Origin of the sequence: Aquisalimonas asiatica, assembly GCF_900110585.1 — a bacterium.
In the GTDB taxonomy this organism is placed as follows: domain Bacteria; phylum Pseudomonadota; class Gammaproteobacteria; order Nitrococcales; family Aquisalimonadaceae; genus Aquisalimonas; species Aquisalimonas asiatica.
This window is the reverse complement of the sequence record NZ_FOEG01000004.1, coordinates 306,804-323,564: the sequence shown is the minus strand read 5'-3', so window position 1 is coordinate 323,564 and position 16,761 is coordinate 306,804. Positions and strand designations below refer to the sequence as shown.

The 16,761-nt window shown below is 69.1% G+C and carries 16 protein-coding genes; 10 read left to right on the top strand and 6 right to left on the bottom strand.

Annotated elements, in window-relative coordinates; genetic code table 11:
• The first annotated feature begins 12 nt into the window (after window positions 1-12).
• The 3 genes from BMZ02_RS11395 (at window position 13) to BMZ02_RS11385 (ending at window position 5,008) form a co-directional block, all read left to right on the top strand.
• Window positions 13-2,682, top strand: coding sequence for a bifunctional acetate--CoA ligase family protein/GNAT family N-acetyltransferase (locus BMZ02_RS11395; RefSeq protein WP_091643744.1), 2,670 nt, complete (start codon window positions 13-15; stop codon window positions 2,680-2,682).
• Window positions 2,683-2,773: 91 nt separating this feature from the next.
• Window positions 2,774-4,327: a methyl-accepting chemotaxis protein gene (locus tag BMZ02_RS11390; protein ID WP_091643742.1), complete on the top strand. Its 1,554-nt coding sequence runs from the start codon at window positions 2,774-2,776 to the stop codon at window positions 4,325-4,327.
• A 120-nt stretch (window positions 4,328-4,447) separates the two neighbouring features.
• A complete protein-coding gene (locus tag BMZ02_RS11385) occupies window positions 4,448-5,008 on the top strand; it encodes a DUF2726 domain-containing protein (protein WP_091643739.1) in 561 nt (186 codons plus the stop codon).
• Window positions 5,009-5,021: 13 nt separating this feature from the next.
• Here the strand turns inward: BMZ02_RS11385 and BMZ02_RS11380 are convergent, their stop codons facing one another.
• On the bottom strand, window positions 5,022-5,975 hold the full coding sequence (locus BMZ02_RS11380) for a 2-hydroxyacid dehydrogenase (RefSeq protein WP_091644087.1): 954 nt from the start codon (window positions 5,973-5,975) through the stop codon (window positions 5,022-5,024).
• Window positions 5,976-6,079: 104 nt separating this feature from the next.
• Here BMZ02_RS11380 and dusB point away from each other — a divergent pair, with 104 nt between their 5' ends.
• The gene (dusB, locus tag BMZ02_RS11375; protein WP_091643736.1) at window positions 6,080-7,054 is read left to right on the top strand and encodes a tRNA dihydrouridine synthase DusB; all 975 of its coding nucleotides are present in this window, start codon (window positions 6,080-6,082) and stop codon (window positions 7,052-7,054) included.
• 7 nt (window positions 7,055-7,061) lie between these two features.
• On the opposite strand, the gene BMZ02_RS11370 is transcribed toward dusB, so the two are convergent.
• Window positions 7,062-7,925: a DMT family transporter gene (locus tag BMZ02_RS11370; protein ID WP_091644085.1), complete on the bottom strand. Its 864-nt coding sequence runs from the start codon at window positions 7,923-7,925 to the stop codon at window positions 7,062-7,064.
• Window positions 7,926-8,113: 188 nt separating this feature from the next.
• Between BMZ02_RS11370 and BMZ02_RS11365 the strand changes: the two genes are divergently transcribed.
• The 3 genes from BMZ02_RS11365 to lipA all read left to right on the top strand — a co-directional run bounded on the left by BMZ02_RS11365 (window position 8,114) and on the right by lipA (window position 10,237).
• Entirely contained in the window at window positions 8,114-8,806 is a 693-nt protein-coding gene (locus tag BMZ02_RS11365; protein WP_091643733.1) for a hypothetical protein, read from the top strand.
• Complete coding sequence (locus BMZ02_RS11360; protein ID WP_091643730.1) at window positions 8,803-9,126, top strand: hypothetical protein; 324 nt, start codon at window positions 8,803-8,805, stop codon at window positions 9,124-9,126. Before BMZ02_RS11365 ends, BMZ02_RS11360 begins: the two co-directional genes overlap by 4 nt.
• Before the next feature lie 106 nt (window positions 9,127-9,232).
• Window positions 9,233-10,237 (top strand): lipoyl synthase, encoded by a 1,005-nt coding sequence (gene lipA / locus BMZ02_RS11355; RefSeq protein WP_091643728.1) that lies wholly within the window; start codon window positions 9,233-9,235, stop codon window positions 10,235-10,237.
• A gap of 127 nt (window positions 10,238-10,364) precedes the next feature.
• On the opposite strand, the gene BMZ02_RS11350 is transcribed toward lipA, so the two are convergent.
• Entirely contained in the window at window positions 10,365-11,762 is a 1,398-nt protein-coding gene (locus BMZ02_RS11350) for a PhoH family protein (protein ID WP_091643725.1), read from the bottom strand.
• 91 nt (window positions 11,763-11,853) lie between these two features.
• The gene (locus tag BMZ02_RS11345; protein WP_091643722.1) at window positions 11,854-12,432 is read right to left on the bottom strand and encodes a chalcone isomerase family protein; all 579 of its coding nucleotides are present in this window, start codon (window positions 12,430-12,432) and stop codon (window positions 11,854-11,856) included.
• A gap of 160 nt (window positions 12,433-12,592) precedes the next feature.
• Here BMZ02_RS11345 and BMZ02_RS11340 point away from each other — a divergent pair, with 160 nt between their 5' ends.
• Window positions 12,593-13,396, top strand: coding sequence for a metallophosphoesterase (locus BMZ02_RS11340; protein WP_245754015.1), 804 nt, complete (start codon window positions 12,593-12,595; stop codon window positions 13,394-13,396).
• A 54-nt stretch (window positions 13,397-13,450) separates the two neighbouring features.
• Window positions 13,451-14,665 carry a PQQ-dependent sugar dehydrogenase gene (locus BMZ02_RS11335; protein WP_091643717.1) on the top strand — a complete coding sequence of 405 codons (1,215 nt, stop codon included), beginning with the start codon at window positions 13,451-13,453 and terminating at the stop codon, window positions 14,663-14,665.
• A 10-nt stretch (window positions 14,666-14,675) separates the two neighbouring features.
• Here BMZ02_RS11335 and BMZ02_RS11330 read toward each other — a convergent pair whose 3' ends face one another.
• Entirely contained in the window at window positions 14,676-15,449 is a 774-nt protein-coding gene (locus tag BMZ02_RS11330; RefSeq protein WP_091643714.1) for a DUF3108 domain-containing protein, read from the bottom strand.
• Window positions 15,450-15,534: 85 nt separating this feature from the next.
• Window positions 15,535-16,116 carry a YajG family lipoprotein gene (locus BMZ02_RS11325; protein WP_171909903.1) on the bottom strand — a complete coding sequence of 194 codons (582 nt, stop codon included), beginning with the start codon at window positions 16,114-16,116 and terminating at the stop codon, window positions 15,535-15,537.
• A gap of 118 nt (window positions 16,117-16,234) precedes the next feature.
• On the opposite strand from BMZ02_RS11325, the gene BMZ02_RS11320 reads away from it, so the two are divergent.
• Window positions 16,235-16,750 (top strand): shikimate kinase, encoded by a 516-nt coding sequence (locus tag BMZ02_RS11320; protein ID WP_171909902.1) that lies wholly within the window; start codon window positions 16,235-16,237, stop codon window positions 16,748-16,750.
• The last annotated feature ends 11 nt before the right edge of the window (window positions 16,751-16,761 follow it).

The following is a 16,761-nucleotide window of genomic DNA, read 5'->3' as shown; positions in this document are numbered from 1 at the left end:
GCGGGAGCACGCATGGGCACCCACTACCTGGAGCGCTTCTTCCATCCGGACAGTGTCGCGGTAATCGGCGCCAGCGAGACACCGGGCTCCGTCGGCCAGCAGGTGATGGACAACCTGCTGGACGGCGACTTCCAGGGCACCATCCTGCCGGTGAACCCCAACCACCGCCGTGTGCGCGACCGCGCCTGCGTTGATCGCATCACCGGTCTCGAGACGGTACCCGACCTGGCGGTGATCTGCGTCCCTCCCCGCCATATCCACCGGGTGGTGAAAGACTGCGGGCAGCACGGCGTCCGCGCGGCACTCATTCTTGCTGCCGGACTCGGCGACCCGGGCACCGGCGTCAAGCGGGTGGAGCGGGAGGTCATGGCCACGGCGCGCCGGTACGGCATCCGCGTCATCGGCCCCGACTGGGTCGGGCTCATGCGCCCGCCCCTGGGCCTGAATGCCACGTTCTCCCGCAACCGCGCCTCGGCCGGCCAGCTCGCCCTGGTGTCCCAGTCGGGCGCCCTCACCTCGGCGGTGCTGGACTGGGCCGAGAGCCGCCGGGTGGGCTTCTCCGCCGTGTGCTCCCTGGGCGACACCACGGACGTGGACTTCGGCGATGTCCTGGACTACCTGGCGCTGGACCAGGACACCCGCAGCATTCTGCTCTACGTGGAAACCATCACCGACGCGCGGCGGTTCATGAGCGGCCTGCGGGCGGCGGCGCGGCTCAAGCCCGTGATCGTCATGAAGGTGGGGCGGCAGCAGGAGGGCTACCGCGCCGCCACCTCCCACACCGGCGCACTGGTGGGCGAGGACGACGCCTTCGACGCCGCCCTGGGCCGGGCCGGCGCCGTGCGCGTGCCCACTATCGGGCAGCTGTTTGCCGCGGCCGAACTGCTGGCCAGCGGCCGACGCCTGGGCGGCGATCGCATCGCGGTGATCAGCAACGGCGGCGGCCCGGCCATCATCGCCACCGACCTGCTGGTGGAACGCGACCTGCAGTTGGCGGACCTGGCGCCGGAGACGGTGACGGCCCTGGACCGCAGCCTGCCGGCGCGCTGGCCCCGCCACAATCCGGTGGACATCCTCGGCGACGCCGACGCCGACCGCTTCAGCAACAGCCTGACGGCCTGCCTGGACGACCGCGGCGTGGACGGGGCACTGGTGATTCTCACGCCGCAGGCGCGCACCGATCCGGACGCCGCGGCGGGGGCTCTGTGCGAGACCCGCACCGGGCGCAAACCGGTGCTCGCCTGCTGGATGGGTGGCACACGCATCCGCGCGGCGCGGGAGCGCTTCACGGCCGCCGGCTTTCCCAATTTCGCCACTCCCGAGAACGCCACCGAGGCGCTGTCGGCCCTGTCCCGCTACCGCCGCAGCCAGGCGCTGCTGATGCAGGTCCCCGAGGCGTCCGGGACCCGCTCCGAGCCCGACCTGGACACGGCGCGGGGCATCATTGCCGAAGCCCTCCAACGCGGCCAGTCGCGTCTGACCCCGCACCAGTCCAAGGCGGTGCTGGCCGCTTTTCACATCCCGGTGAGCCGCACACTGGTGGCGCGGTCGCCGCAGGAGGCCCGCGCGGCGGCGGAACAACTGGGGCTGCCGGTGGCGGTCAAGATCAATGCACCGGAGATCGCCCACAAGGCGGCGGTGGACTGCGTGCGCCTGAACGTCCTCGACGGCGACGCGGTGGAGGCCGCCTATGGCGACATCATGGCCGCCGCCGCGCGCACCCGACCCGACGTCACCCCGGATGGCGTCTCCGTGGAGCCCATGCACACGCCACGCAACGGCAAGGAGGTCATGCTCGGCGTAGTCCGCGACCCGGTGTTCGGCCCGGCCATCAGCTTCGGCGCCGGCGGCTCCATGGTGGAGGTCATCCGCGACCGGGCGGTGTCGCTGCCGCCGCTCAACGACTTTCTTGCCCGCGACCTCATGACCCGCACACGGGTCGGCCGCCACCTGCAACTGGACCAGGACGGCCCCCTGAGAAGCGAGCTCGAGCACGCCCTGCTGCGCCTCTCGGACCTGGTCTGCCTGCTGCCCCAGGTCACCGATGTGGACATCAACCCGGTGATCGCGGACGCCACGGCCATGATCGCCGTGGACGCCCGCTTGCATATCCGCGACAGTGACAGCGACGGCTACGGGCACATGGCCATCATGCCCTACCCCCGCCACCTGGAGACCGTCGAGACGCTGCCCGACGGCACCGCCGTCACCGTCCGCCCGATCCGCCCGGAAGACGCGGAAATGGAAGAGGCCTTCATCCAGGGGTTATCGGCACGCTCCCGCTATTACCGCTTCATGGACCACATGGACCGGATCAGCCTGCCCATGCTGGTGCGCTTTACGCAGATCGACTACGACCGGGAGATGGCCCTGGTGGCCGTGCACGGCAGTGGCGAGGCGTACCGGCAGGTGGGCGTGGCCCGGTACGTGATCAACCCGGACGGCGCCAGCTGCGAGTTCGCCATCGCCGTCGCCGACGACTGGCAGGGCCGCGGCCTCGGGCGGCGGCTGATGGAGCGGCTCATGGCAACGGCCCGGGCGCGGGGCCTGACCCGCATGGAGGGCCAGGTATTGTCCGCAAACCGCGGCATGCTGGCGCTCATGGAACGGCTGGGATTCCAGCGTCACCGGGTGCCGGACGACTACCGGGTCGTCCAGGTGGAGCGCCCACTGAGGGACTAGCCGTTCGTTGCCCGGGACCGTATGTCTAAAGGGATACCCACCGACGCCGATACACCGTTACCAGGCAACACCACAGCAATCGAGGACATCCATGCGCGAGAACCTCCCCGTCACCGGGAAAGAACGCACTTTCGACCCGGACTCCCGGCTGATCAGCACCACCACTCTCAAGGGCGTGATCGAGCATGTAAACGACGATTTCTGCGCCGTGGCCGGGTTTACGCGGGACGAACTCATCGGCCAGGCCCACAACATCATTCGCCACCCGGACATGCCACCCGCGGTCTTCGCCGATTTCTGGGCCACGCTGGAAGCCGGCAAACCCTGGATGGGCGTGGTCAAGAACCGCTGCAAGAACGGCGACCACTACTGGGTCACCGCCTATGTGGCACCGATCTACCAGAACGGCCGCATGATCGGCTACCAGTCCGTGCGCACGGTCCCGGATCGCCAGCTGGTGGCGCGGGCCGAACGGCTGTACGCGAGCATGTGGCGAGGAAACCGGCGCCGTCTGCCACGCCTGGACCAGACCGGCCGCACCACCCTGGGCCTCGGCGCCGCGGTGGCCGGCGGGTTCGGCGCCGCCAGTATCGGCGGCGCGGCCGGCCTGGCCGCCGGGGTGGGACTTGTGGCACTGGCCTGGCCCGCGGCCCTGATGATCAACAGTCGGCTGCGGCACGCCCGTCAGGCGGCCGCGGATATCTACGACAACGCCGTGGGCCGCCGCGTGTACGGCGGCGGCCACGACGAGGCCGCCCAGGTGCTGCTGAGCCTGGCCATGTACAAGGCCCGCGAACGCACCCTGCTCGGCCGTGTGGGGGACTTCACCGGGCGACTGCAGAAGGCGGGACAGGACACCGAATCCAGCGCGGCGCGCAGCGGCGCCGCCATCGGCTCCCAGCAGGACGAAATGGGGCAGGTCGCCACGGCCATGAACGAGATGTCGTCCACCGTGGCGGAGGTCTCCAGCAACACCAGCCACGCCGCCGCGCAGGCCAATGCGGCCCACCAGCAGGCGGGCGACTGCCACCGGGTCACCGAGGAGACCGCGGCAGCCATGGCGACCCTGGCCACGGAGACCGAGGGCGCCAGCCAGGCGATTCAGCGACTGGTGCAGGAAACCGACGGCATCCACTCCATCCTGGACACCATCCGCGGCATTTCCGAGCAGACCAATCTACTGGCCCTGAACGCCGCCATCGAAGCGGCACGGGCCGGCGAGAGCGGCCGGGGGTTCTCGGTTGTGGCCGAAGAAGTGCGCAAGCTCTCGGCGCGCACGGGCGAGGCCACGGGCGAGATCGACGCGGTCCTGGGGCGGGTCAAGGAGGGCGCCGAGGCCGCGGGCACCGTCATGGCCCGTGGCCAGGCCTCCAGCGAGAACGTCCGCGAACTCACCTCGCAGGCCGGTGACGCCGCCCGGGGCGTGCTCACCGCGGTCGAGGAGATCAGCGACCTCAACACCCAGATCGCCAGTAGTGCCGAGGAGCAGTCAGCCACGGCCGAGGAGATCAACCGTAACATCACCCGGATCAACGAGCGTTTCGCCGAGACCACGGATGCCGCGGGAACGGCGCGGGAGACGGCGGAGGAGCTGATCACCATGGTCAACGACCTGGACAACCTGGTGCGGGAGTATCGCGCCTAGCGGGCCACGGCAGCCGCGGCGGGCTTGAAAGACACGCCGCCGGACAGCATATCTGCGGGGGGAACGCCGGGCCGTGACCAGCACGGGCCGGCTGCCGTTCACGCTGACCGAAGAGCCGCCATGGAAACGTTCATCATGCCGGGCGCGTTCACGCTGCTGCTGATCCTGCTGTTCGTGATCGGCTGGAACGCCCGCCGCCGCAAGCTGACCCCGACTGCCAGTGTCCGTGCACAAGCGCTCCTGGAAGGCAACCAGCGCCAGCTCTACCGCATCCTGCGCGCCGGACTGCCCAACCATCACGTGATGGCCCGGGTTCCCTTCAGTGCCTTTCTCGCGCCCCGGGACGACCGGCAACGCCGCCGACCCGACCTGAACGCCATACTGGCGGATTTCATTGTCTGCGACAGCGGTTTCAACGTGGTGGCGGTGGTGGAACTCACCACCAACGCACACCCGGGGGAACGGGACAGCCTGCTCCGGGACGCCGCCCTGCCCCTGGTGCGATGGACGCCCGACGCCCTTCCGGATGCCAGCGAGGTCCGGGAGACCATCCACGACCTGGAATCCCTGCACGCCATGAGCGAGCGGGTCGCCGCCGACGCCGAGCACGATGACGAGCCGGCACGGAGCCGCCGGACAAAGGCCGCCAGCGCCGCCCGGCGCCGCGAACCCCGGCTGTGATGCTTCGGCCGCGCTAGACCACCTGGCGCAGGGCGTCACCCCGGGCGAACGCCTCGATGTTCTCCGTGAGCTGACCAACGATGCGCTGCCTGGCTTCGCGGCTGCCCCAGGCGGAGTGAGGGGTGACGATCAGGTTGGGAATGGACGGGTCCAGCAGGACGTTCCCGTCGCGCGGCGGCTCCTCGGTCAGCACGTCGAAACCGGCACCGCCGATCTGCCCGTCGCGCAGCGCATCCGCCAGCGCCTGCTCGTCCACCAGGCCGCCCCGTGCGGTGTTGATCAGCAGCGCATGGGACGGCATGCGGGCCAGTTCCGCGGCACCGATCAACCCGCGGGTGGCATCGGTCAGCGGGCAGTGGAGGGAAATCACGTCCGCGCGGGCGAGCAGCTCATCCAGCGGCACGCGATCGGGATCGGCAGGGCCACCCGGCCGCTGCGCCACCTGCACGGTCATGCCGAACGCCTCCGCCAGCTCCGCCACGCGCCCGCCAAGAGTGCCGAGCCCGATCAGCCCCAGGGTGCGGCCGGCGAGCTCCATGATGGGGTAGTCCAGCAGGCAGAACTGGGTACTGCGCCCCCAGTCGCCCGCCGCCACGGCCCGCTGATAATCCGGCATGCGGGTAGCCAGGGCGAGCATCAGGCCGATGGCGTGCTGGGCAACGGAATCCGTGCCATAACCGCGGCAGTTGGCAACCCGGATGCCCAGCTCCTGCGCCGCCTCCAGATCCACGTTGTTGACGCCCGTGGCCGCGATGCAGATGAGCTTGAGATCCGGTAGCTGCGACAGGTGCTCACGCCCCAGCACCACCTTGTTGACGATGGCAATCGTGGCGCCCTGCAGGCGTTCCACCACCTCGCCGGGGTGGGTACGCTCGTAGCTGGTCAGGCCGGCGACGGCCCCGTCCAGCGGCGCCATGTCCAGGTCGCTCCGGTCCAGGGATTCTCGGTCCAGAAATACCGCATGCATGGTCATTCTCCCAGCGAATCAAGGAATTGGTCGCCCTGCCGGGCCTTTGCCGATAACAGCCGCTTGCGTATGATGCCGGTTTCAGTCACACCCGGAAACCGGCAATGCGGATCGGCAACCATACACTGAACGGCAAAGTGGTTCTGGCGCCCATGGCGGGCGTCACGGACCGCCCGTTCCGCCTGCTGTGCCGTGCGCACGGGGCGGCGCTGGCCGCCTCGGAGATGGTGCACGCCAGCCCGGCGCTGCGCGACAGCCGCAAGAGCCGCCTGCGCGCGGACCACCGCGGCGAGCCGTCACCACGGGTGGTGCAGATCGCGGGGCCGGACCCGGCCATGCTCGCCGAGGCCGCGCGGTACAACGCCGCCAATGGCGCCGAGATCATCGACATCAACATGGGCTGCCCGGCCAAGAAGGTGTGCAACCGCCAGGCGGGCTCGGCGCTGCTGGCCGACGAGCCCCTGGTGGCCTCGATCCTCGACGCGGTGGTGGCCGCGGTGGATATCCCCGTCACGCTGAAGATCCGCACCGGCCCCACGGCAGACAACCGCAATGGTGTGCGCATCGCCCGCATGGCAGAGCGCGCCGGCATCGCCGCCCTGGCGGTGCACGGCCGCACGCGGGAGGCGCTCTACCGCGGGGAAGCGGAGTACGACACCATCCGCGCGATCCGGCAGGCCATCTCGCTGCCGCTGTTCGCCAACGGTGACATCGACACCCCGGAGAAGGCCGCCCGGGTGCTGGATGACACCGGCGCCGACGGCGTCATGATCGGCCGCGCGGCCCAGGGGCGCCCCTGGATCTTTCGCGAGATCCAGCACTTTCTGGACACCGGTCGGCACCTGCCGGCGCCGGACACCGCCGCGGTCCGGGAACTGATGCTGGATCACCTGGCCGCCCTGCACGCGTTCTACGGACACCATCAGGGCGTGCGCATCGCGCGCAAGCACATCGGCTGGTATCTCGCCGGACGGCCGGACGGTGAAGCCGCGCGACGGGAACTGGTCAGGATCACCGACCCCGGAGAACAGCTGGCACGCGCCGCCGCCTACTTCGACCACACCCCGGCGGCGGCCTGAACCCGGGTCACGCGCCGCTGCGGCGCTGGTTGCGCAGGCCGATCCACGAATGCACGGCCAGGGTCGTCAGCAGCAGCCCGCCGCCCAGCAGGGTCATGCCCGGCGGCTCCTCGCCCAGCACGGCCCAGACCCAGAACGTGCCCAGCACGGTCTCCACCAGCAGAAACAGCGACACTTCCGCCGACGGCAGGTAGCGGGTCGCCTCGCCCATCAGCCCGAGGGCCAGCGGCATCTGCACCAGCCCCATCACCGCCAGCGCCACAACACCAGCCAGTGGCACCGCCAGCGGGTCGGCAAAGGGCAGCACCACCAGGCAGGCGAACAGCCCGCCGCCGGCGACCGCCGCCATGCGGTCCACGCCCGGGGAGCGCCGCAGAATGGTCAGATTACCCCCGGTCACCATGGCCGCACACAGGGCGAAGAGATCCCCCAGCCAGCCGCCGAAGCCCACGGAGCCACCGAACACCAGCACGATTCCGACCCCGCACAGGGCCATGGCGACCCAGGTGCGCGCCGGCACCCATTCCCGCAGGAAGATGCCGGAGAACAGAGCAGCGAACAGCGGCGCGGCGGTGAGAATGACCACCACGTTCGCCGCGCGGGTGTTCATGATCGCCAGCACGAACAGAATCAGGCTGAGCCCGAAACCGACACTGGTGAGCCACCCCGGCGCGCCGGCCTCCCGCACGGCCTGCCAGCTCCAGCGCCCGCGCCAGATGCGCAGCACCAGCGTCAGGGCCACGGCCATCAGCAGTCCGCGCCAGAAGATGACCACGGCGCTATCGGCCAGGGCCAGGCGCACCAACAGGGCATCGAAACTGAGCGCGGTCACCCCGGCCAGGGCCAGCAGCGTACCGCGCCGGTGATTCATGACATCCGCTCCGGATCGGGTGGGCGTGACGGACATGACCAGCTCCCTGAAAAACCAGGGCAGTAGCCTACTAGACTTTCCCGGACAACCCACCTCCCCCTTGCATCCATCCGCAGCCACCGCACAATAAGCCGTTGCAGGGGGCCGGCGCGCGCGGCCCCGTATCGGACCAGCCCACGGGAGCCGTCTTGATCCAGTTCGTCATCGCCGCGGGCCTGCTCGGGCTCGTGGTCTACATGCTGCTGCCGGAGCACCGCCGCAGACAGTGGGGCCGCAAGGCGCTCCTCTGGGGCGCTGCCGGCTTTCTGCTGCTGATGCTGGTGACCGGGCGCCTGCACTGGCTGTTTGCGATCATCGCCGCCCTGTTCCCCATGGCGCAGCGCCTGTTGCCCCTGATCCGCGCCTGGCCCTGGGTGAGACGGCTTCTAGGCAAGGGGAATAGCGCCGCCGACGGGACGGCGGCCGGTGACGGCGACCTGCGGGGCCGGTTGCTGAGCCTGACCCTGGGCGACGGCCAGGACATGGACGGCGTCGTCCATGCAGGTCCGTGGAAGGGGCGCCGCCTGAGCGCCCTGAGCCTGGAGGAGCTGCGGGACCTGAACCAGTACTGCGAGAAGCGGGATCCGGCATCGGCCGCGCTGCTGCGCGCCTACCTGGACCGCCGCCACGGCGGCGAATGGCGCACCACCGGTCACGCACCCGGGGACCCCATGACCCGGGAGGAGGCGTGCGCCATCCTGGCGGTGCCGGCGGACGCCGATGCGGCAACGATCACCGCCGCGCATCGACGGCTGATGCAGCGCCTGCACCCGGATCGTGGCGGCTCGGACTACCTGGCGAGCCGCATCAACGCGGCCAAGAAACGCCTGCTGGAGTCATGACCACGGACGGCCCCGCGGATACGCCGGTGTGCGCCCTGTGCGGCCGCCCGGAGCGGCTGACGCGGCACCATCTCATTCCGCGGGCGCGCCACCGCAACCGGCGCACGCGCCGGCAGTTCTCGCTCGCGGAGCTGCAGACACGGGTCATCCCGGTCTGCCGACCCTGCCACAATCACATCCACCGCACGCTCACGGAGAAGGACCTGGAGCGCGACTACAACACCCTGGAGGCGCTGCGGGCGCATCCGGAGATCCAGCGCTTCACCCGGTGGATCGCCGCCCGCCCCGTGGGGTTCAAGCCCAAGTCACCGCAGCGGTGAACGGGCCATCTGGTCCGACCCGGAAAGGCTGCACGTCGGGGCAGTCATTTGTAACCGCTACGGCCGTGCGTCACACTATGACGACGCCCGAATACCGGAGCATTGCATGAGCCGACTGAAGGATATTCCCGTCGTTGTCAGCGGATCGAAATTCCGCACCGAGCAGGGTTTCAGCGCCATCAAGAACGGCGTGAAGCAGCGGCGTGACAGCGCGCCCGTGCCACGCGGGGACAAGCCGCCGTGGCTGCGCGCACAGGTGCCCACGGGCAAGGGCTATGCCGAAGTGAAGCGCAACGTGCGCGAGCACCGGCTCAGCACCGTGTGCGAAGAGTCCATGTGCCCCAACATCGGCGAATGCTGGAACGCCGGCACCGCCACCATCATGCTCATGGGCTCGGTCTGCACCCGCGCGTGCCGGTTCTGCGCCGTGGACACCGGCAACCCCGGCGGCTGGCTGGACCACGACGAGCCGGCCAATACCGCGGATTCCGTGCGCATCATGGGCCTGAACTACGTGGTCCTGACCTCCGTGGACCGGGACGACCTTCCCGACGGCGGCGCCCAGCACTACGCCGACTGCGTGCGCGCCGTGCGGGAGATGAACCCGGAGACGGCGGTGGAGGTGCTCACGCCCGACTTCGGCGGCCGCCAATCGGACGTGGAGAAGGTGGTGGACTCCGGCATCGCGGTGTTCGCCCAGAACGTCGAGACCGTCCGCCGGCTGACTCACCCGGTGCGCGACCCGCGGGCCTCCTACGAGCAGACCCTGGACGTGCTGGCCCACGCCAAGCGCCATCGCCCGGACGTGCTCACCAAGACCAGTCTCATGCTCGGCCTGGGTGAGACCGACGACGAGATCGACGCCACCATGGACGACCTGCGCGCCGCCAACGTGGACATCGTCACCTTCGGCCAGTACCTGCGGCCGACCATGAACCACCTGCCGGTGGAGCGCTACGTCACGCCGGAGCAGTTCGAGGAATACCGCCAGTGGGGCCTGGCCAAGGGCTTCCTGGAGGTGGTGTCGGGGCCGCTGGTGCGCTCCAGCTACCGTGCCGAGCGGGTGCTGGAGAAGAACAACGTGGGGCTTGGCGACAAGGAATCGGCCTAGTGCACGGATTGTGGTGGACCTGAAGGTCCACCCTACGGGGTGCGGAGCCGGGCGTAGGGTGGATCTTCAGATCCACCATCGAGACACGACCCCGCCAGCAAAGCGGGACCGCGGCGCCCCTGCCCCCCTACAGCAACTCCTCCGCCTGCAGCGCCAGGCGTGAACGCTCCACTTCCTGCAGGGTGATGTGCGCCGCATGCGGCCAGCGGCGGAACCGCTGCACCAGATAGGTGAGCCCGCAGGTGGTCTCCGTGAGATAGGGGCTGTCGATCTGGCGCACATTACCGAGGCAGATGATCTTCGTCCCGCGCCCCGCGCGCGTCACCAGGCTCTTGATCTGCTTGGGCGAGAGGTTCTGCGCTTCATCGATGATCAGGAACGTGTCGTTGAACGTCCTGCCGCGCATGAACACCGGTGAGCGGAACAGGATCCGCCCCGCCAGCATGTCCTTGCCCGCGGCCGCGCTCCAGCTGTCCTCGGCGCGCAGCAGCTCCTCCAGGTTGTCCTGGATGCCGCCCATCCAGGGCGCCATCTTCTCCTCCTCGGTGCCGGGCAGAAAGCCGATGTTCTCACCCATGGGCACTGCTTCGCGGGTCACGATGATGCGCTCGAAACGGCGATCCTCGTAGACCTGGTGCAATCCGGCAGCCAGCGCCATGTAGGTCTTGCCGGTTCCGGCCGGGCCGGCGATGGTCACCAGGTCGATGGACGGATCAAGGAGGATGTTGAGGCCGAAGTTCTGGCGCGCGTTGCGGGCGGCAACCCCCCAGATCCCGCCACGATCACCCCGGTGGTTGCGGCAGACTTCCAGTAGCGCGGTCTCGCCGTCGTTGTCACGCACCACCGCCTCGAAACCGCCCTGCTCCGTCTCGCACAGCAGCATCCCGGGGTGCCAGTCCGCCACCGCCGCCCCGGTGACGCGGTAGTAGCTGCGCCCGCCCTCCTGCCACGACTCCACGTGTGCATCCAGCGTGTCCCAGAACCCGCTGCCCGCGACATGGACGCCGGCCGTCATGGCGTCAATGTCGTCCAGGACCTGGTCGTTACGGTAGTCCTCCACGGGGATGCCCAGGGCGGCGCACTTCACGCGCAGGTTCACGTCCTTGCTGACCAGCACCACCAATTCGTCCGTGCGCGTCCGCTGGGCCTCGCGGAGCTCGGCGATGATGCGGTTGTCGGCGGACTGTTCGCTGAGCCCGGGAACCCCCGCCGTCCCGGAATCGGGCAGCAGGAAGTAGAGGCGGCCAACGGGCAGCGCCGGGTCCGGCGGCTCGCCCACCGGCACCCCGTCAGCGACGGCGTTCTGCTCCACGCGGTCGAGGAGCGCGCCGAGATTGCGGGTTGCCTGCCGGGCGCTGCGGGAGGTATCGGTGGTGCCACTCTTGAGCTTGTCCAGTTCCTCCAGCACCGTCATGGGGATGAGAACGCTGTGCTCCTTGAACTTGTAGGGTGCTGCGGGATCGTGGATCAGCACGTTCGTGTCGAGCACGTAGGCGCGGCGCCCGCGCAGGTCACTGTCAGCCATCTCACCTCCTTGCCTTGAACGGCCCGTGTGGGTGAGTCCAGCATAAGCGGGCAGCGGTGACAGGTCGATGACCGGTTGTCTCCGACCCGGCTCAGCGCCTGCCGAACAGCAGGTCGTCCCGGAGGCTGGTGGAGAGCGCATCCTCCCGCAGCCAGATGCCGAGATAGGCGCGGGCGAAGTCCTCGCCGGACTCCGTGCCCTGGAGTTCTCCGTTGAGATACAGCCGCGACTCCTCGCCATCGGGCCGGTACTCGTAGGCGTACTGGTCGCCGTCGGTCACGTCCTCGTAGAGGGCATTGAACCGCTCGAACCGCTCGCTGAGCGCATCCCGCTCAGACTCCGAGTACTGGTCTTCCAGCACGACACGGGTGGCCTCCCGGATGTCGTCCGCACCGACATTGCGCAGGTAGGTGATCTCCAGGCGCCTGGGGACGTTGCTGTCCAGCAGATCGTCCGCGGCCACGTCCTCCGGGCCGTACAGGGCGGCCACGTAGACCCGGAAGATGCGCGCATACCGCGCCACCCCGTGACCGAACAGCACCAGGCGTTCGCCATCCACCTCCGTCTCGCGGGGCACATCCACGCCCTGACTGGTGATCGAATCCGCCGCCGCGGGCGCGGCCAGCAGCACGGCCAGAGCCACCGTGGCCAGAAACCGGAATGACGTCATGGGGCTATCCTTTGGCAATAGGGCTTTACGCCCGCTGGAACTGACTCATTTACTATACATTATTTTTACACACCATATACATCTATACCTGAACGGAACCCGACCGGCGCCGCCGTGGTCGCAGGGCCAGCAACAGCGCTTACAGGGACGCATTCAACCAATGCCCGCCATGCCAGGCACATCGCTCCACCCGCACGGTGACGACGGAATTCGCATCCACCACCTGCCCGCCAACACCGTCGGCCGCGACCTGATCGTGGGCGACCTGCACGGCTGCCGCTCGCTGCTGGACCAGGCCCTGGACGCGCTACAATTCGATCCGGTAGCGGACCGCCTGCTGTCCGTTGGCGACCTGGTGGACCGCGGCCCCGAATCACAGGCGTGTCTGGCGCTGCTGGAGGAGCCCTGGTTCCATGCCGTCGCCGGCAACCACGAAGCCATGCTGGTGGCACGGGTCCGGTCGGGAGACCGCGACATCGGCGCGCGGGACCTGCACCAGCTCAACGGCGGCAACTGGTTCCGCGGGCCGCGGCACGTGGCGGCCGATGGGACGCTGGCGCGACGCCTCGAGCTTGCCGCCGCTCTCCCCCACCTGCTGGTCGTCGGCGACGGCCCGGAGCGCTATCATCTGGTGCATGCGGAGCTGCCTGCGGGGCCGGATGCGCCGGTGGTGACCAACGCCGAGATCGACTCGGGGCTCCCCGGGGCAACACCGGAACCGCTGCTCTGGGCGCGAGCGCTCATGTCCGGCCGGGCACCGCGTTTACCACGCACCCAGCGCGGACTTTCAACAACCTATTGCGGCCACACCCCGGAGCCGAAGGTCAGACGGCGGCGGTCGCACGTCTGTCTTGATACGGGCGCCTGTTACGGCGTCCTGACTCCGGGCCGCAGTGAGTACGCCCTGTCCATCGCCGCCCGGACGGGGCACGGCAACGAACGCGTCCACCGCTTTGCCGCCTGAGCGGAGGACACCGGGACAACACCGGTGCCGGCGGGGCGCGCTGCGGGAGGGGAAATGACACGAACACTCGGGACGGTGTCCATTGCGCTGGCGTGCCTGGCGCTGTCCGCGGCCACGGCGGATGAGCGCGGGGCATGCAAGGATGACGGGGAGCTGTCACTCCCGGACGGATTCTGCGCCCAGGAAGTGGCAACGGACCTGGGGCCGCTCGGGCAGATGGCGATCACCGGCGACGGCGACATCTACGTGGCAGTTCGGGATACCGAAGACCGGCACGGCGGCATTGTCGGCCTCCGTGACACCACCGACGACGGCCTGCTGGATGAACACGTCACGTTCGGCGAGCGGGGCGCCACCGGGCTTGCCCTGCAGGACGACCGCCTGTACGTCAGCGAGCGCCAGCGGATTCTCAGCTCGCCGCTGCACCCCGACCGCCTCGGCCCCGGTGACACGCCGCGGGTCATCGCTCACGATCTGCCGGACAGCCCGACACCCCGGGCGCTCCTGATCCGCGACGATGCGCTCTACGTCGGCGTCGCGGCACAGACGCGGTACTGCGAGTCGGGCGACAACGACGCCGCGGGCCAGGACCCCTGCGAGGAGCGGGAGCGCGCTGGCGGCATATGGCGTTTCGAGGCTCGCGAGACCGGTCAGAGCCAAAGCCGGGAGACCCGGTTTGCCGCCGGGATCCGGGATGCCACGGCCATGCACTGGAACCCCCGGGACGAGCACCTGTACACCGTCGACGCGGTACCGCCGGCGAGCGACAGCCAGGGCGCCACGGCGAGCGACTTGCTCCGTGTGCCGGAGAGTAGCGATTTCGGCTGGCCGTACTGCACATTCAGCACGGCACTGGACCGCCACCTGCAGACTGTTGCCTACGGCGGCGACGGCGTCAGCGATAGCGGTTGCGCCCCGTTCCAGCGACCGCTGCACCCGTTGTCAGGCGGGACGGAGCCAACCGCGCTGCTGTTCTACGGCGGTCACCAGTTCCCGGAGGCGTATCGGCGGGCCGCGTTCATCGCCTTCAACGGCGCCGGCGATGACGGCGCGCAGGCGCGGGTCGATCTGGTGCCGCTGGACGAGAACGGCCATCCGTCCGGGGGTCAGAAACGTTTCGCGGACGGCTTTGCCGACGGGGACGCAACCGCCCCGCAGCGCCTGCTGAGCCTGGCTCAGGGACCCGAGGGCAGCCTGTTCGTGTCCGACAGCCAGGAGGGGACGATCTGGCGCGTCGAATACCGTGGTAGCGAGGGCGACATCGACTGAGCGGCGGCTCTCACTGATCGGGGCGATGGATCCGGGGCTGCTCGCGAATCTCGGTGAGCGTCGCGGTATAGCTGTCCCCACCCCGGCGTTTCTGCTTCACCACCAGCGGGATGTACTCCAGCTCGGGTGCAAACCACATTTCCGTGGTCCGCCGCTCGGAGCCGCCCACCCGCTGGACCTTGACGGTCTCGAAGGTGCCGGCGTCGATCTCCAGCGTTTCCTCCCCGACCACCTCGAAACGATAGACGTCCTCTTCGCCGTCACCCTCCACCACGCTGAACTCCATCTCCGTGTCCCCGGCCCGCACCGCGAGCATCAGGCGAAGCTGGGACAGCAGCTCGTCCATGACCTCGCCGTCGATGCGGGATTCCCATTCCTCATCGCCACGGCTGGTCACGCGGCCGGACACGGGGTTGAAGAACAGCCGCACGTACTCGTCGTTGTCGCCACGGGCGCGCTGACGGTAGGAGTAGTCGCGCGGCTGCAGCCCGCCACTGCCGTCCAGACGGAAGCGTGTGAACTCATCGATCCGGCCGCGCAGCAGCAGATCCGCAATACCGACGGTGCGGCCCTCGGAGCGGAACTCGCAGGCGGCCCCATCGCAGCTCAGGGTGCGCGTCAGGCGCGCCGCCCGGGTGTTGTTGCGCCGGAGCTCGTAGTCGGCGCTGAACTCCGGAATCCCGGAGACACCGGACGCCTCCGGCTCGTCGGCAACACCGCCGGCAGCGGGTGACAGCGCCAGCGCCAGAGTCAGCACCCCCATCACCACCACTCGCATTCCCATGCACGCCTCCTTGGTATCGGCTGACCACACGGTCAGCGCCTGTTTGACGCCACGGGCCGGCGAGGGTTCCCGACGGCTGACGCAGTCAGTCGTCTCCGGCCAGGAAATCCAGCAGGTCGACGGTCACCAGACGCTCCAGCGCGCGTCCGATCACGTCGTCCAGGTAGCGCGCATTGTCATCGGCGTCAGGCCTGTGGGTGACCTGATCGCTGCCCCTGGCGGTGGTACGGCCGGTGATACGGCTGCCGTCACGATGGGCTTCGGAGCGCAGCTCCACCCGTGTTTCCACGTCACGGGGAACCGCCGCCGAGACAGTGTGCTTCGCGTCGATGATCTGGACCTTGAGACGCCGCGGGGCCTCCTCGCTCCAGTCCACCACCGTGAACCCGTTGCGCTCCAGCGCCTTCTCCAGCGCATCGGTGACCACGTGGCGCAGCTCCACGGAGCTGGTGAGCTCCCCCGGCTCACGGTCACGGTTCTCCAGGTAGCCCAGTAGCTTGTCGTCGCGCTGGTCCTCAACACGCACGGCCACCTCGTGGCCATCGCCGATGCTGCTTTCGGGCACATCCGCCTCGGGCCCGAGCCGGAGCTGCTGCCCGGTCTGCGCGCACCCTCCCAGAATCAGCGCGGCCGCAATCGTTCCGATGAACAGCAGTTTCTTCTTCATGGCAGTCTCCCGTTGCTCCATTCTCGTCGTCGAGCGGCGTCAAGCCGCACGTTATACTACCGGCGCGGCCCATCATAGGTCGCAACGGCACACGAATACGGCCAACGGGTTCTCCCTTATGGACACCCACAACCTGATTCTCATCGGCATGCCCGGCAGCGGCAAAAGCACCGTCGGCCGTGTGCTGGCGAATGCCCTGGACATGGCATTCGTCGACACGGATGCACTGGTGGAACAGCGGCGGGGGGTCAGCCTGCAGGCCATCGTCGACGCGGAGGGTCCCGAGGGCGTGCTGTGCGCCGAGGCCGACGAGGCGCTCCGGCTCGACTGTCGCGATACCGTCATCGCCACCGGGGGGTCCATGGTCTACAGCGAGACGGCCATGAAGGCCCTGGAGCAGCTGGGCCCGATCATCTGGCTGGATGTGCCGCTGGAGACCCTGAAAACGCGCGTGGGCAGCGGTGATCAACGGGGCCTCGCCATGCGCCCGGACCAGGGCCTGGCGGACCTGGCCACGGAACGCCTGCCACTCTACCAGCGCCACGCGACCCTGCGGATCGATTGCAACGGCCTCTCGCCCGAGGAGGTGAGTGCGGCCATCGTCTCGAGACTTTCCGTACGAACGGGGACTTGACGACACTGGAC

Excerpts from the sequence above, each read along its gene's own strand:
- BMZ02_RS11320 (WP_171909902.1), top strand. The coding sequence starts at position 16,235 with ATGGACACCCACAACCTGATTCTCATCGGCATGCCCGGCAGCGGCAAA.
- BMZ02_RS11390 (WP_091643742.1), top strand. The coding sequence starts at position 2,774 with ATGCGCGAGAACCTCCCCGTCACCGGGAAAGAACGCACTTTCGACCCG.
- BMZ02_RS11350 (WP_091643725.1), bottom strand. The coding sequence starts at position 11,762 with ATGGCTGACAGTGACCTGCGCGGGCGCCGCGCCTACGTGCTCGACACG.
- BMZ02_RS11385 (WP_091643739.1), top strand. The coding sequence starts at position 4,448 with ATGGAAACGTTCATCATGCCGGGCGCGTTCACGCTGCTGCTGATCCTG.
- BMZ02_RS11360 (WP_091643730.1), top strand. The coding sequence starts at position 8,803 with ATGACCACGGACGGCCCCGCGGATACGCCGGTGTGCGCCCTGTGCGGC.
- dusB (WP_091643736.1), top strand. The coding sequence starts at position 6,080 with ATGCGGATCGGCAACCATACACTGAACGGCAAAGTGGTTCTGGCGCCC.
- lipA (WP_091643728.1), top strand. The coding sequence starts at position 9,233 with ATGAGCCGACTGAAGGATATTCCCGTCGTTGTCAGCGGATCGAAATTC.
- BMZ02_RS11325 (WP_171909903.1), bottom strand. The coding sequence starts at position 16,116 with ATGAAGAAGAAACTGCTGTTCATCGGAACGATTGCGGCCGCGCTGATT.
- BMZ02_RS11330 (WP_091643714.1), bottom strand. The coding sequence starts at position 15,449 with ATGGGAATGCGAGTGGTGGTGATGGGGGTGCTGACTCTGGCGCTGGCG.
- BMZ02_RS11335 (WP_091643717.1), top strand. The coding sequence starts at position 13,451 with ATGACACGAACACTCGGGACGGTGTCCATTGCGCTGGCGTGCCTGGCG.
- BMZ02_RS11380 (WP_091644087.1), bottom strand. The coding sequence starts at position 5,975 with ATGCATGCGGTATTTCTGGACCGAGAATCCCTGGACCGGAGCGACCTG.
- BMZ02_RS11340 (WP_245754015.1), top strand. The coding sequence starts at position 12,593 with ATGCCCGCCATGCCAGGCACATCGCTCCACCCGCACGGTGACGACGGA.
- BMZ02_RS11395 (WP_091643744.1), top strand. The coding sequence starts at position 13 with ATGGGCACCCACTACCTGGAGCGCTTCTTCCATCCGGACAGTGTCGCG.
- BMZ02_RS11345 (WP_091643722.1), bottom strand. The coding sequence starts at position 12,432 with ATGACGTCATTCCGGTTTCTGGCCACGGTGGCTCTGGCCGTGCTGCTG.
- BMZ02_RS11370 (WP_091644085.1), bottom strand. The coding sequence starts at position 7,925 with ATGAATCACCGGCGCGGTACGCTGCTGGCCCTGGCCGGGGTGACCGCG.